The organism is Streptomyces sp. STR69, from assembly GCF_024519455.1.
Taxonomy (GTDB): domain Bacteria; phylum Actinomycetota; class Actinomycetes; order Streptomycetales; family Streptomycetaceae; genus Streptomyces.
In genome coordinates, this window is the sequence record NZ_JALJRY010000004.1 from 129,185 (window position 1) to 143,643 (window position 14,459).

At 69.6% G+C, this 14,459-nt stretch carries 12 protein-coding genes; 2 read left to right on the forward strand and 10 right to left on the reverse strand.

Going from position 1 to position 14,459, the window contains the following annotated elements; all coding sequences use genetic code 11:
* Position 1: 1 nt before the first annotated feature.
* From OC490_RS08995 to OC490_RS09040, 10 genes are all read right to left on the reverse strand, one after another.
* Positions 2 to 1,522 (reverse strand): Wzz/FepE/Etk N-terminal domain-containing protein, encoded by a 1,521-nt coding sequence (locus OC490_RS08995; protein WP_262057312.1) that lies wholly within the window; start codon positions 1,520 to 1,522, stop codon positions 2 to 4.
* The gene (locus tag OC490_RS09000) at positions 1,519 to 2,889 is read right to left on the reverse strand and encodes a Wzz/FepE/Etk N-terminal domain-containing protein (RefSeq protein WP_262057313.1); all 1,371 of its coding nucleotides are present in this window, start codon (positions 2,887 to 2,889) and stop codon (positions 1,519 to 1,521) included. The genes OC490_RS08995 and OC490_RS09000 overlap by 4 nt, the downstream gene beginning before the upstream one ends.
* On the reverse strand, positions 2,886 to 4,151 hold the full coding sequence (locus tag OC490_RS09005) for a glycosyltransferase family 4 protein (protein WP_262057314.1): 1,266 nt from the start codon (positions 4,149 to 4,151) through the stop codon (positions 2,886 to 2,888). The genes OC490_RS09000 and OC490_RS09005 overlap by 4 nt, the downstream gene beginning before the upstream one ends.
* Positions 4,141 to 5,457 (reverse strand): nucleotide sugar dehydrogenase, encoded by a 1,317-nt coding sequence (locus OC490_RS09010; protein WP_262057315.1) that lies wholly within the window; start codon positions 5,455 to 5,457, stop codon positions 4,141 to 4,143. The genes OC490_RS09005 and OC490_RS09010 overlap by 11 nt, the downstream gene beginning before the upstream one ends.
* Positions 5,458 to 5,527: 70 nt before the next feature.
* The gene (locus OC490_RS09015) at positions 5,528 to 7,027 is read right to left on the reverse strand and encodes a sugar transferase (protein WP_262057316.1); all 1,500 of its coding nucleotides are present in this window, start codon (positions 7,025 to 7,027) and stop codon (positions 5,528 to 5,530) included.
* Positions 7,028 to 7,972: 945 nt separating this feature from the next.
* Complete coding sequence (locus OC490_RS09020; protein WP_262057317.1) at positions 7,973 to 8,932, reverse strand: ornithine cyclodeaminase family protein; 960 nt, start codon at positions 8,930 to 8,932, stop codon at positions 7,973 to 7,975.
* The gene (locus OC490_RS09025) at positions 8,929 to 9,120 is read right to left on the reverse strand and encodes a proline racemase family protein (RefSeq protein ID WP_262057318.1); all 192 of its coding nucleotides are present in this window, start codon (positions 9,118 to 9,120) and stop codon (positions 8,929 to 8,931) included. Before OC490_RS09025 ends, OC490_RS09020 begins: the two co-directional genes overlap by 4 nt.
* 60 nt (positions 9,121 to 9,180) lie before the next feature.
* On the reverse strand, positions 9,181 to 9,810 hold the full coding sequence (locus tag OC490_RS09030) for a Rieske (2Fe-2S) protein (protein ID WP_262057319.1): 630 nt from the start codon (positions 9,808 to 9,810) through the stop codon (positions 9,181 to 9,183).
* Positions 9,811 to 9,921: 111 nt separating this feature from the next.
* Complete coding sequence (locus OC490_RS09035; protein WP_262057320.1) at positions 9,922 to 10,602, reverse strand: MBL fold metallo-hydrolase; 681 nt, start codon at positions 10,600 to 10,602, stop codon at positions 9,922 to 9,924.
* A gap of 111 nt (positions 10,603 to 10,713) precedes the next feature.
* Positions 10,714 to 11,970 carry a glycoside hydrolase family 3 N-terminal domain-containing protein gene (locus tag OC490_RS09040; protein ID WP_262057321.1) on the reverse strand — a complete coding sequence of 419 codons (1,257 nt, stop codon included), beginning with the start codon at positions 11,968 to 11,970 and terminating at the stop codon, positions 10,714 to 10,716.
* A 201-nt stretch (positions 11,971 to 12,171) separates the two neighbouring features.
* On the opposite strand from OC490_RS09040, the gene OC490_RS09045 reads away from it, so the two are divergent.
* Both OC490_RS09045 and OC490_RS09050 read left to right on the forward strand, forming a co-directional pair.
* The gene (locus OC490_RS09045; protein ID WP_262057322.1) at positions 12,172 to 14,136 is read left to right on the forward strand and encodes a hypothetical protein; all 1,965 of its coding nucleotides are present in this window, start codon (positions 12,172 to 12,174) and stop codon (positions 14,134 to 14,136) included.
* 48 nt (positions 14,137 to 14,184) lie between these two features.
* Positions 14,185 to 14,418 (forward strand): hypothetical protein, encoded by a 234-nt coding sequence (locus OC490_RS09050; protein ID WP_262057323.1) that lies wholly within the window; start codon positions 14,185 to 14,187, stop codon positions 14,416 to 14,418.
* Positions 14,419 to 14,459 lie beyond the last annotated feature (41 nt).

Genomic DNA, 14,459 nt, shown 5'->3' on the forward strand with positions numbered 1-14,459 from the left:
TCTACCGCACCTCCTGGTCGTTGTCCGGGACCCGTGCGGCCCGTATCGGCTGCCGTTCGGTGAGCCGTCGGCCCGGCGCGTTCTGCCAGGTCGGCGGCTCGGTCCGGCCGCGCAGGGCGTTGGCCAGCCCGTCCCACAGCGTGCCGTCGGTCCGGTCGCGCGGATCGGGGTCGATCAGCACCACACCGACGACCGGGATGCGCTGGTCCGCGAGCTGCCGTGCCACGGTGTGCAGCCATGCGGCACTGCCGTGTCCGGCACGTACGACGAGCACAGTGCGGGTGCCGAGGTACTGGAGGTCGGTCCACGCCGTGCCCGGTGCCACCGAGCCGACGCCGATCCGCTGGTCCTGCGGGGACACGGTCGCGGCCATTTCGCCGCCGACCACGTTGGGGTCTCCCGGTTTCGGGCGGCGGCCCGAGAGCTGGGTGCCGGGGAGACCGTCGACGACGGTCACCGGCCCGTCCGCCGACAGTGCCCGGGCGAGGCCGAGGGCGATCGCCGTGGTGCCGCGCGCGGAGCCCAGTTCCAGCAGCGACAGCGGTTCCGCGGAGCCACGCGCGGTGCGGGCCAGCGTCGTGGTGAGGCGTTCGCGTGCCACCCGGGTCCGTCGGCGCTGCCACAACCTGCCGGAGCGGCGGGGCAGTTCCGCGATGACCGAGGCGCCGAGGTTCGCCGCGATGTCCCGGCGCAGCACGGGGCGGTCCGCGACGACCACGCCGACCGCGGCCAGCGCGAGCCCGACGAAGAGCCCGAGGACGAGTCCCACCACGCCGTCGGTGACGAGGGCCTTGGGCAGGGAGTGCGGCACCGCGCGGGGGGCGTCCACGATCTGGGTGCCGGCGACGAGCTGGGGTGCGCCGACGCGTGCCTCCTCGGCGCGTTGGCCGAAGTCGGAGATCTGTGAGGTGAGTTCGGCCCGCCGCGCGAAGAGCGACTCGAGGTTCGCCGCGTCCTTGGGGTCGGTGTCGGGAGACCGGCCGCCGATCGACTTGTTGACGTCGGCGAGCTCCGCCTGCATCCGGGCCTGCTGATCGAGCAGGCCCTGGGCGTTGGCGTTGGCGATGTCGTTGATGCGCTTGGCGTGGTCCGCGACGAACGCCTCGGCCAGTGCCTTGGCGCGGGCCACCGCTTCGGCGTCGGTCTTGGCCGTCACATCGATCTCAAGGACGTTGTTGGTGAGTCCGGTGCCCCGGTAGTCCTTCATGAAGTCCTCGGGTTTTTCCGGGGACTTGAGGATCTTCAGGGCCGCACCGGCGATCCGCGAGGTCGCCAGCAGCTGGGCGTCGGTGCGGATCAGCGTGCCGGTGTCGTTCGGCTGGTCCTCCTGATGCGCGACCAGGACCTTGGTCACAGCGGCCGGGGCCGGCGGCATCAGGACCGCCACGGCCGCGCCGGCCAGCAGTCCGAGCAGCGCCATGGCGCCCCACAGGCGGCGGCGTCTGCGCACCGCGACCACCAGTGCCTGGAGGTCGAGGAGCGGGGTGGCGGCCGACGACTCCGAAGTCGTGCTCGTCGTCACGCTGGATCTCCTGTCGCGTGGCCATGGACCGCGAACGTCAAAGTGGCGTCGTCGGAAAGTCGGTCGGCGGTTTTCTCCGTCGGCCGGGTGCGGACCGTGCCGGCGACGACGACGCCGACGAGCTCGTGCCCGCCGTCCGCGCACGCCTCGGCTATGCCGGCGAGTTCGGCGGCGGTCCAGCTGCCCGCGCTGAGGACGGCGAGGGCGCCGGACTCGGTGTCGCGGTCCGGCACGATCGGCCGGTCCGCCGAGACCTCCACGACCCGCAGCCGGGGGTCGTTGGTGGCCTCGGCGACGAGCTGTCCCGCGGCCAGCCGGGCGACCTCGTCGCCTTCCGGTACGACGACCAGCAGCCGCCGGGGGGCGGGCAGTTGGTCTCTGAGGCGGGCGCACACCCGCCGGTAGCGGATCCGCCGCTCGGCCTCGTCGCCGGAGCGCTGCGGGGCCGGTACGTCCCATCGGACGTCGGTGCCGAGAAGCCGGCGGAGCCGGGCCCGTGCGCCGTGGCTCTCGGGCCGGTGCCCGGCCCGTTCGCCGGGCACGTCGACGGTGCCGAGGATCGGCGAGCCGAGCGCGGCGGCGATCTCCGGTTCGGTGCGCAGCCGGCGGCTCACCCGTGCGGCGGCGAGATGGCCGACGACGGCGAGCAGGAAGAACAGCAGTGCCCCGGCGCCGATGAGCTGTGTCCTCGTCGGCGCCGACGCGCCGGTCGGCCGGGGTGCCGGTCCCATGACGACCATGCTGGCCTTGGCGGACGCCGGGTTGGCCTCCTCCAGCTTCTTCATGGCGTCCTGGAGTCCGGTGCGCAGGCCTTCGAGCTCGGTGCGGGCCTGCACGCCCTCCACGGTCTGCCCCGGGTTCGCCGAGTCGGCCAGGTCGGTGATACGGCGGTTGGTCTCGGCCACCTGCTTCCGCAGTGCCTCCGTCGCCGTGTCCGCCGCGGCGTCGGTGCTGCCGCCCGCGATACGGGTGGCGAAGGTGACGAACTGCTGGGCCAGCTGGTCGGAGAGCCGCTGCGCGCGCTCCGGGGTGTCGGCCGTACCGGACACCTTGATGATGTTCCCGTCGTCCGCCTTGGCACTCACGTCTTTCTGCAACTCGGTGCCGCTGACGCCCCACTTCAGCGCGTCGGCCGCGCGGTCGACCACCGCCGAACTGGTCGCGATGTCCACCTGGGTCAGCAGTTCGCGCTCTTCCCACTGGCCCGGCAGCAGGACCGATGCCTCTGCCGTGTAGCGCGGCGGAAGCAGCAGCACCGAGGTGCCGTAGCCGAAGAGCGCGCCCACTACGGCGAGGACGGCGAGGAGCCGCCATCGCCGGCGGAGAATCCGTCCGATCGTGACCAGGCGGATCGTGTCGTCATTCAATGGTGCGGCCTCTTCCCCGTACGGACCTGCCCACCCGCGGACACCGGGGCTTGGTCCCGGCAGGCGGCGGTGTAGGCGGCGAGCAGTGACGCTTGCGAGTTCTCCCAGGACAGCGGTCCGCTGATCCGCTCCTGGCCGATCTTTCCCATCCGGTCCCGCTTCTCGGGATCGTCGAGGAGCAGCGCGACGAGTTTGGCGAACTGGGCCTCGTCGTTGGCGGGCGCGTAGACGGCGGCGTCGCCGGCGGAGACGCGTGCCTCCCGGAGGTCGAACGAGACGATCGGCCGTCCCATCGCCATGTACTCCAGGACCTTGTTCATGGTCGACACGTCGTTGAGCGGATTGTGCGGGTCGGGGGAAAGGCAGACGTCGGCGGTGCACAGGTAGCGCACCAGGTCGGCGTCCGGGATGCGTCCGGTGAACTGCACCTGGTCGGAGAGGCCGAGCTGCCGGGACAGTTCGACCATCGCGTCGAAGGCGTCGCCGGCGCCGACGAAGACCGCGTGCCAGTCGGTCCGGCCGACCTCGTCGCGCAGTTTCGCCAGGGCCCGCAGGGCGTAGTCGACGCCGTCCTGGGGGCCCATGACGCCGAGGTAGCACAGCAGATGGGGCTTGCCCTGCTTCAACTCCGGCTCCGGCGGCACCGGTTGGAACCGGTCGGTCGCGGGCGCGCTGCGCACCACGAAGACGTCCTCGGGCCGTCGGCCGCCGCGGCGCAGCGCGACATCCTTGTAGCTCTCGTTGGTGGCGAGCACGATGTCCGCGGCCCGGTAGGTCCGCCGCTCCAGCGCGCACACGGCGCGGTAGAGCAGGTCCTCGCCGCGGTCGAACCGGGAGAGGTACAGCTCGGGCACCAGGTCGTGCTGGTCGAAGACGAACCGCGCGCCGCGCCGCTTCATCCACAGGGCCGGCAGGAACAGCAGGTCGGGCGGGTTGCAGGCGTGGACCACGTCGACCGGGCCGACCTTGCGGGCCAGCCGGACCGTGTGCCACAGCGCCGATCCGTACTCCCGGAGATAGCCGGCCGGCCCTCCGGTGGCCGCGCGCAACGGGTAGCGGTGGATCCGCACCCCGTCGATCACCGCCTCCGCCTCCGTGTCCCGCTTCTCCCCCCGGGGGCAGATGACGTGCACCTCCCAGCCCGCGTCGCGCAGCGTGGTGCATTCCTGCCACACCCGCCGGTCGAAGGGGACCGACAGGTTCTCCACCAGGATCAGCGCGCGACGGTTCGTGCCGTCGCCGCCGGTCTCGTTACCAAGCAAGGCCTATGTACCCCGGTTCGGTCCGGCGCGCGTCGGCGTCGGGAAGGCGGATGAGGTCGATGATCGCCGGTTCGCCCGTGTGGGGAAGTGCCGACAGCACGGTCGCGTCCTTGGTGCCCACCAGGCACACCTCGGCGTGCTCCAGCACCTCGTCGACGGAGTCGGCGAGCAGTTGCGCGAGGTGCGGCAGGCGGCTCTCGATGTACTCGCGGTTGGCGCCGAGGAGCCGGGAGAGGCTCACGTTGGCGTCGTAGATCTTGAGGTCGTAGCCCTTGCCGAAGAGCCGCTCCGCGAGTTCGACGAGCGGACTCTCGCGGAGGTCGTCGGTGCCGGGCTTGAAGGAGAGTCCGAAGAGGCCCACCTTGCGCTTGCCGGTGCGCTCGACCAGGTCCACCGCGCGCTGCAGATGGTCGGAGTTGGAGGCCAGCACGTGGGACAGGATCGGCACCGAGACGTCGGCCCGCTGCGCCGCGAAGACCAGGCTGCGCAGGTCCTTGGGCAGGCAGGAACCGCCGAAGGCGAAGCCGGGTCGCAGGTAGGCGGGGCTGATGTTCAGCTTGCGGTCGGCGAGGAACACGTCCATCACCTGGTGCGAGTCCACGCCGAGGGCCTGGCACACGGCGCCCAGTTCGTTCGCGAAGCCGATCTTGAGGCCGTGGAACGCGTTGTCCGCGTACTTGATGGCCTCGGCGGTCGGGATCGGCACCCGGAACACCTCGCCGGGCAGGCCGTCGTAGAGCGCCGCGACCGCGTCGCCGCTGGCCGGGTCGAGTTCGCCGATGACGGTCTTCGGCGGGTCGAAGAAGTCCTTGACGCTGGTGCCCTCGCGCAGGAACTCCGGGTTGACCGCGACCCCGATGTCCACGCCGGCCGTGCCGCCGACGTGCTTCTCCAGGATCGGCACCAGCAGGTTCAGGCAGGTGCCGGGGAGCATGGTGCTGCGGAACACGACGGTCTGCCGTCCGCCCCGCTCGGCGAGCGCGGCGCCGATCTCCTCGGTGACCCGCTCCAAGTAGGTCGTGCACAGGCTGCCGTTGGGCTCGGACGGGGTGCCCACGCAGATCAGCGACACCTCGCTGCCCGCGATCGCCTCGCGGACGTCGTCGGTGGCGCGCAGGGCTCCGGTCCGCACGACCTCGGCGATGAGCTCGCCGATACGTTCCTCCACCACCGGGGCCTTGCCGTCGTTGACCAGGTCGACCTTCACCTGGTTGACGTCCACCCCGATGACCTCGTGGCCCATGCTGGCCAGGCACGCGGCCGACACACAGCCCACGTAGCCGAGCCCGAAAACGCTGACTCTCATGACCGGTCTCTCCCCCCAGGCAGGCCCCTGCGGCCTGCGGTCCGCGCGCCGGTCGGACGACCCCCGCGCATCAGTAGGCCCCCTGCCCGTGGATCACGGCACGCAAGGTCTTCCACAAGATCACTGTGTCCAGGGCGAGCGACCAGTCCTCCACGTACCGCAGGTCGAGGCGCACGGCCTCCTCCCACGGAAGATCGCTGCGCCCGCTGATCTGCCACAGGCCGGTGAGCCCGGGCTTGACCAGCAGCCGCCGCCGGATGTCCGGGCCGTACTCGGCGGACTCCTCCGGCAGCGGAGGCCGGGGGCCGACGAGCGACATGGATCCGGTGAGCACGTTGAAGAGCTGCGGGAGCTCGTCGATCGAGTAGCGGCGCAGCACCCCTCCCACCCGGGTCACCCGCGGATCCCGGCGGAGCTTGAACAGCAGGCCCGCGCCCTCGTTGCGCTCGGCCAGTGCCGCACGTGCGCTGTGGGCGTCGGCGACCATGCTGCGGAACTTCAGCATGGTGAACTCGCGACCGTCCTTGCCGACTCTGCGCTGGCGGTAGAACACCCCGCCCCGGCTGTCCATCAGCACGAACAGCGCGACCAGGATCATCAGCGGCGCGAACGCGATCAGCAGGATCGCGGCGCCCATCCGGTCGACGACCCCCTTGATGGCCCGGCGGCCTCCGGTGAAGGTCGGCATGCTGACCCGCAGCAGCGGTATCCCGAGGACCGCGTCGACGTGCAGCCGCGGGCCGGCCACCTCCATCAGCACGGGGGCGACGATCATCTCGGCGTCGCTGCCTTCGAGGTTCCAGGCCAGCCGCTGCAAACGGTCCGGTGACCAGTGCGGGTCGGGTGTGACCGCGACGACCCGGTAGCCGTCGTGGCGGACGTGCTTGGCGACGTCCTCCAGCAGGCCGATGACCGGCACCCCGTCCAACTGGTCGCCGTCGAGGGCGCCTTGGTCGCCGTCGACCCCGCGGCCGTCCGTCGTGCACACGGCCTCCACGCGCCAGCCGAGGTGCGGGAACTTGCGGGTCCGGCTGATCAGGTCGCGCACGGTTGCCGGGCTCCCGGCGGCGAGCACCGGTCTCAGACAGCGTCCTTCGTTGCGCTGTTTGTGCAGCCAGAGACGGAGCACATACCGCTCGGTCATGGTGACGATCGCGATCGCGGGGATCGCGACGAAGATCCAGAGCTTGATGTTGCGCGAGGTCAGAGCGATCCCGCCGAGCGCCAGGACGACGGTCGCCGTGAACAGCGAGCGTCCCAACCGGCGGAATTCCTCGGCGCCTTGACCGAGTACGGCCGGAGACCACGAGCGGCTCACCGCCAGCGCGCCCAGCACCAGCAGCTGGGTGCCGAAGGCGAGAATGCCCCACTTCTCATGCCAGTTGGCCGCGTCCCGGGCCCCGAAGAAGTCGCCTATTCCCCCCACCACGCAGGCGGTGGCCACGGTGTCGCTGAAGATCACGGTACGTCTGTACCGCTGTTCCCATTCGATCGCCGGCTGTCCGATCGCCCCGCTCGCCAGCCGTTCGCGCGCCGACGGAAAAGGCCCGACTATTCCCCCCTGCCGCACTGAACCCCCCAAGGTCCCCAGTGGTGTTGACGTGGTCGCCGCACACTGTCACTCCCCTACGGGAGGCCCCCGCCCCCCGCACTGCAACTCCCCCGCGGAAGCCTCCGCTCCGCTGTTCCCCCTCGGGAAGCCCGCGCCCCCGGCGCCTGACGTCCCGGCCATGTCACTACTTCGCGAGCACCCCACCCTGGCGACATCGGACTCGCAGGTCCCACCAGACTCCTGAATCGCACGGGAACCCGTCGCGACCTCGGATGCTCTCCATGCCCCAAGCCCCCCTCGGGCCAACAGAATTGATCACCCCCACGTCCGGCGCGAGAGACACAACTGCTGGCCATCTGCATCGCCGGACACATAGATCATCTTTTGTCGCCTGGTGTCACACCGTGCGAAGCAAGGTCAATCTAGACCATGTGTGCCCGCCTGGAGAGAGGTCTGTGTGGAATTTGTGCACAACATTTGACGCCGAGTCGATAGATCTGTGACTGCCCGCAGGTGCTTCGGTGACGCAAAACATGCCGTGTGCCCAGTGACGGTGGGAGTTCTCCGGACCGTTGGCACTGGCAATCAGAGGTGTCCGACACTGATCGACTGCACCGGGGAAGAGGACTTCACCGCTCCGGGTGCTGGTGAGGCTGTCGGCATGGTCGTGGGCATCGCCGTCGCCGCCGTTCCGGGACGATCGGGCGCGGTCGCCGGGCACCGGAGACGTCGAGGTGGGGGTGTCCGGTTCCAGCAGGCCCCAGCCGCCGCGGACGCAGTTGACGAATGGCGGGAAAGCGACGGACACGAGGGTGTCGGAGGCCGTGGGGGCGGTGCCGGTCCAGCCGGGTGAGACGGGTCGGCGAGTGGACGTGACCGGGCTGGAGGGCGACGGAGAAGTGCCCGTTCCCGGGTGTTGCGCTTCTCGGCCTGCGGCCCACATGGCAGAGGACCGCGCGGTGTTCACGTCATCGGGCCGCGCCGGTGCTGTTCCATGATTTCTTCGGCCACGACCAGGTCCTGCCAGGACATTCCCACGCTCTTGAAGACCGCGGTGCGGTCCGGGGCGAGCGTGCGCGTGCCGCGGACGACGTCCGCCATCGGGATCAGCCCGTCGGCGTGGAGGTGGCCCTCGCGGATCGCCAGGACGACGTCCCCGGCCTCGCGCAACGCCGTGCGTACGTCTTCGACCACGACGTTCGCGCGGGCCATCAGCGAACCGTCCAGCTCACGCACGTCCGGCTCATGGGATCCGACCGCGATGACGACCGTACCGTCCGTCAGGTGCGCGGAGTCGAACAGCGGCGTACGGGCGCTGGTGGCACAGACCACCACCTGTGCCCGTCCGAGCCGTACCGTCAGGTCCGGTGAGTCCGCGGCGACGACGGTGGTGCGGGGTGGCAGCTGCTCGCGGGCTCGGTCGGGGTGGCGAACCACATAGGTGACGTCGGCCGGTTCGACCGAGCCGCCGGCCCGGATCGCGTCCACGTGGCCGACCGCCTGGGGGCCCGCGCCGAAGACCACCAGCTCGATCGGCCGGGTGAACCGGGTGAGCAGCGGAGCGGTCGCCGCGACGGAGACGGCCGGCGTGCGAAGGTTCGTCACCGCGATCCCGTCCATGATCGCCCGCAGTTCGAGCGTCTCCGCGTCGAACAGCAGGTAGGCGCCCTGGATTCGAGGCAGTCCGCGGCCCGGATTTCCCGCGGCGAGCGTCACCGTCTTCAGGCCCACGGCGGAGGCCCCCGCCGACGGCATGAGCAGCAACTGGCCGCCGGCCACGTCGAGGACGGACCGTTCCAGGTCCGCACTCGGCTCAAGTCCCGCCCGAAGCGCGCGGGTCAGCGCCGCTGCCGCCCGGTCCCGGGTCAGTGCCCGCTCGACGTCGTCGGCCGAGAGGATCGGAAGGTGCTCGAAAGATGTCATCGCAGCACGAATCCTGACGCGAGAGGATCCCTGGGATCAACAGTGAACCGACTCCAACCGCAGCGGTGGGCCACGCCGGTCACGCTCGCAACGGCGGCCTCGGTTCCGCCGTCCGCCGTGGTCTCGGCCACGACCGTGCAGACGAAGACGGTGACGTTGCACTGGTGAAGGTCACCGAGGGACTTCACCTCTCTGCCGACGGTCCGGTGTCACTGTCTCCCTTTCCGGCGCCCGGAAGGGGACTCCGATCAGAGGGCGATGCCCTTCACCGGGTCGGCCGGGAACGCGCCGGCGATCCGCGGGTACGCCGCGTCCGCCTCGCCGAGCCGGGTGTCGAGCGGCTCCTGCGGCCGGACGGCGAGCTTGCGGTCGTCGCTGGTCAGGCATCGCCCGGTCGCCAACTCGAATTCCCACCCGTGCAGTTGGCAGGTCAGTACGCCGTCGGTGACGGTGCCGAAACGCACCAGGTCGGCTTTGAGATGCGGACAGCGGCGCTGGACCACGTGGCCGTCGGCGAGGGCGTACTCGTCGACCCCGGACGACTCCGCGTAGTAGCCCTCCGCATACGCCATCCGGGCCTGCGACAGCGACTTGAAGAAGGTGTAGACGAATTCGTTGTACGACCCTGAGCGGGACGCCTCGAAGCGGCACGACAGGAACAGTTCGTTCACCCAGTCCTCGGCCCGGTCTCTTACGAGCCGCTCGATCAGGGGTCGTGCCGCGCGGAACCGGTAGCGGAACGGCCGGCCGTCGTGGGCGGCGATCTCGCGGCTCAGGAAGTCGAAGACGATCGACTCGTCGTCTCCACCGTCCACGGCCCCGACGTCGAGCAGGATGCGGCCGTTCACTCCGGCGCAGGTGTGGTTGGCGGTCCGCATCAGCGGTTCGACCCACTCCTTGAGCCGGCCGAGCAGGTCCGAGCGGTCCTGCGGCAGCTCACCGAGGATACGGTCGATAACCGGCCAGGTCTTCTGCTGGTATGCCAGCAGCTACGGGCGCCGGTCCCGGATACGTGCGATCTCCTCATCCGGTATCTGTGTCACCGCGCACCCGTGCTCCGGGGTCAGTTCGACCGTGGTGCCGGTGAGGAACAGGTGCGCATTGTCCCTCCCGTGTTCGCGCAGAAAGTCCAGGAAGGCGAACTGGTCGGGGAACACGTTGGTGTCGTCCTGACCGAAGTCGTTGAGGTGGAACAGGTCCTCGTCCAGGAAACAGGGTGGACCCGCGAACGGCAGCACGTGCGACGCCTGGTACTGCTCGATGTAACTGAGCGCCCGCGCCATGCCGTTGAGGCGTTTGCGCTGCGCGCTGATGAGGACGCTCAGTCCGCCGTCCAGTTCCATGACCTTGTCGTTACGGGTCTGCACGAACCGGTGGAACCCGAGGTCGGCGAGGGCGTCGCGCAGATGCGGGACGGGACAGTCCGGCAGCAGCACTGTCACGTCCTTCGACATGTGCCGCTTCAGCCAGTCGGGGTCGAAGTGGTCGCGGTGCAGATGCGAGACGTAGAGGTAGTCGGCGTGGGTGAGCAGGCCGGGATCGATGCCCGTGTTGTCGGGGAACGGTACCCAGGAACCGAAGTAGGCCGGGGTGAACCAGGGGTCGCAGACGATCCGTCCGGCGGCCGTCTCCAGCAGCAGGCCGGCATGGCCGATGGAAGTGATGCGCATGGCGCAGGGGCTCCTTGCCTCGGTCTGTGGGGTGGGCGGGGTCGCCCGTCGTGGCGGGACGTCGTCATCCGCGGCGTGGCATGCGTGTGTGTCGGCAGTGCGAGGCCGACTTCAGGTGGGGCAGGTCATCAGGCCGGCCGCCTGCTTCGCCACGAGGACGCGCCGCACACTCGCGTCGACACGGGTCCGTAGCGCCGGGTCGGACCGCATCGCGTCGAGGACGGCGGAGGTCATGGCAGGTACGTCGTCGGTGCTCACCGTCACGATGAGGTCCCCGCCCGCCCGCAGGAACGCCAATGCCCGATGTCCCGGCGGAACGGCCTGGACGGCGACGGCGTTGCCGAGGTCGTCGGAGACGACGACGCCGTCGAAGCCCAGGTCCTTGCGGAGCATTCCGTCGATCACGGTGGTCGAGAACACGGCTTGGTGCGCCGGATCGATGCGTGTGTAGGTCGCGAGCGACACCATGACGAACCGTGCGCCGGCGGCGATTCCGGTGCGGAAGGAGCTCAGATCCAGCGCGTCGCGGGTCAGCGTCGTGTCCGTGACACCGGCCGTGGTGTCGGTGTTGTCCCGGACCCGGCCGAGCCCCGGGAAGTGCTTGAGCGTGGTGAGGACGTGCGCCTGGCCGAATCCCCGGACGAAGGCGCCGTCCTGACCGCCCACCGTCTCCGCACCGGAACCGAACTGCCGGTCGTACCGGCCGATCGGGCCGTTGGCCCGGCCGATCGAGACGGGCACCACGTCCGCGACCGGGGCGAGATCGAGGCGCACGCCCGCCTCGTGCAGTTCCTCCGCCCAGACGGCCGCCTGCTGCTGCAGCCGGGACGCGGTCCACCCGCCCTGCACCTGGGCACTCGGGATCTCGGTGAATCCCGCCCCGCTCAACTGCTGGACCTGCCCGCCCTCCTGGTCCGTGGCGACCAGGGTGCCGACCGTGGCGTGAGCCACCGGCAGGTCGAGCCGCCCCATTTCGCCCACAACCCCCCGTACGCTGCTCAGCCCGGACCGAACGGGACCCATGAGAATGACCGAACCGACGTCGTGACGTTTCAGCACCGCCACCTGCGCCCGCTCGGTGGCAACGGTGGTGCCCGGCCCCGCCGAGACCGCACCCATGAACAGCTGGCCGACCCGCTGCGACCGGCTCATGCCGGCCAGGACATGACCAGCGCAGGAGGAAGCGGCATGGGAGGCTCCGGCCGTGGGCGCGGCGGAGGCGAACCGGTCGGAGGTATCGGCTCCGGGCCGTACGTCACCGCAGCCGACTGCGGCGACGGCCGTCACCGCCAGCACGATGAGCAACCGGGGAACCCGCGTCAACCGCGCGCGCCGGACCGTACGCTCCGGGTCTTCCGAGATCTTCACTGCGCTCCTGTGCAAGGCGAGTGCCGTCCGGCGCCTGTGCGTGCGCCGCTGTCCACTCAGTGAGTTGTGCGGCTCACAGGAAAAGTTCGGTGACCTCACTCACAACCGACATGACCCCGCTCGTGGACCCGCCCGCATGCCGGCCGAAGACCTCTCCCGCGGCCGACTGTCCGACAGCACGGCGACGGCCTGGACTGCGTCGTGGAGACCGTCGCCGTACTGTCGGCAGCCCGCCTGAGCGAACGCGTCTTCTACGTACGCTGCACGCTCTCCGCGATCGACAACAACCAGCTCGTCATCACCACGCCCAAGACCCGCTCCAGCAAGAACTGGTCAGTGCCCAGCGTATTGAGACGAGTAAAGGAGTCCGTGTGGTCAGGCTTCCGCCGGACAGCGTCGTTTGGACCTCAACCGCCAAGATTCGCCGATGAGTTGGCGTGCTCGCGGGCATTGACGGTCTCCGTCCGTGCTGTTCGGATTGGCAGTCGGGGTTTCCCTCATCGCTGGCGTGGGGTGTCGATGTCGATCGGGTGGGGTGACGTACCGGGTTGGCTGTCGGCACTCGGCTCCGTGTTCGCGCTGGGGTTCGCCGCTGTCGCTGTCGTGGTCACGCGCCGTACGTACCAGATCGAGTCGGAACGCGACCGCGTCGATGCGGAGGCCCGAGAGGTTCAAAGATCCTTCTCCCGGAGGTCTCAGGCCGGGCTCGTATCGGCCTGGTGGGGGCAGTCCCGAGACGGGCAGTGGGGCGCGTTCGTACGCAACACCTCGGAGATTCCGATCTATCAGGCGTATCTGACGGTGTTGGGTCTGGACGACCACTCCGACGACATCAAGTTTCACTACCTTGTGGTACCGCCGTCGAACGAGGCACTGTTCCGCCCGGTGAGCACCGGCCAGTCGGCGCAGGGGACAACCGCCCGTCGCGTGAAACTCAGCTTTACGGACTCGGCCGGTGTGCGCTGGCTGCGCAACCAGTACGGCAGCCTGAGCGAACTTCAGCCGAACCTGCTCATCGAGGCCGACCCGCTCCGCGCGGGAGTACTCGCCCAGTTCGAGTCCGACTTCCTGGCGACCTACGGAGTCGCGGTCGCCTTCGACACGGACACCGCCGGTCTCCCCCAACAGCAGTTTGTGGCCGGACTCCAAAACCCTTCCACGACCGACGCGCTGATCTGCCCGCATGACTGGATCGGAGATCTGATCTCCCGTGACCTGGTCGAGCCGACTGTCCTGGCCGCCGAACATCAGAGCGTCTTCCCCGCCTGGGCACTGTCCGCGCTGACCGTCGGCGGACGTCTGTACGGGATACCGACGAGCGTGGACACCGTCGCGCTGATTCGCAACACGCACCTTGCGCCACAACCACCCGAAACCCTGGACGAGTTGATCGCCACAGGCAGCGCACTACGCAACGCCGGCCGCGTGAGCAGCGTATTCACGGTGCGAGTCGGTGAGCACGGCGATCCCTTCCAGATCTGGCCCCTGTTCACCAGCGCCGGCGGCTGGCTCTTCGGCAGGACGTCCGACGGCGAGTGGGATCCGACACGCATCGGCTTGGCCACTCCGGAATCCATCGCCGCGTTCGAACGGCTGGGGGAACTCGGTGAGTCCGGCGCAGGACTGCTTCGTCGGTCGATGGACCGCGATGAAGCCTTCGAGCTCTTTGCGACAGCCCGTAGCCCCTACCTGATCAGTTCCTCGGATGCCCTGCGGCGCCTTCAGCACAGCGAGATCCCGATCGCGGTCAGTGCGGTGCCACCGTTCGCCGACGGCGCGCCAGCCTCGGCCTTGACTCTGGTTCACGGCCTGGTCATGGCGAAACGCGGCCCCAACAAGATCATTGCCCATGACCTTTTCGCTGACTACCTGACCCACAACCATGTCATGACGGCCTTGTCCAACGGCATCGTCGCACCGGTTGCGCTGGCCGGCGCCAGCGCCGCGGACACCGCGATCCAACAGTTCCTGGAACTCTGCGAACGGGGAACACCGATACCACTGTTTCCGCAGATGGACGCGGTCTGGCGAGTCCTGGAAGAAGCAGAGGTCGCCATCATCGCCGGAGCGCCGGCCGACACGACCGCGAGGCAATCCGCCGCGAGCGTGACCGCGATCTTCAGGTCCGAGGAGGGAGACCCGCATGGCCGACCCGTGGTGCGGTAGCAGCCCTGTTCAGCCTCGTCGTCCCATGACAGCTCGTCAGTGCAACTGGTGGGCCGCTTCAGCTTGTTGGGGCTGCCGTCCTTTCTGTACGCGTTCACGTTCGACACCACCCGCACGCTGGTCAACCTGCTCTGCAAGGGAGTCTTCGAGCGCTGTCCGCACACCGACGGCACCCTGCCGTTCGTCTCCTACCGCACCAGCCTGCTGACCGTGACGCCGGCAGTCGCCCAGCAGCTGGTATCGCCGGACTGGACGAGACGTTCACCCCGGCCGAGCGGCTGACCGTCGAACTGTCCAACGCCCTGGCCCGGTTCACGCCCCTG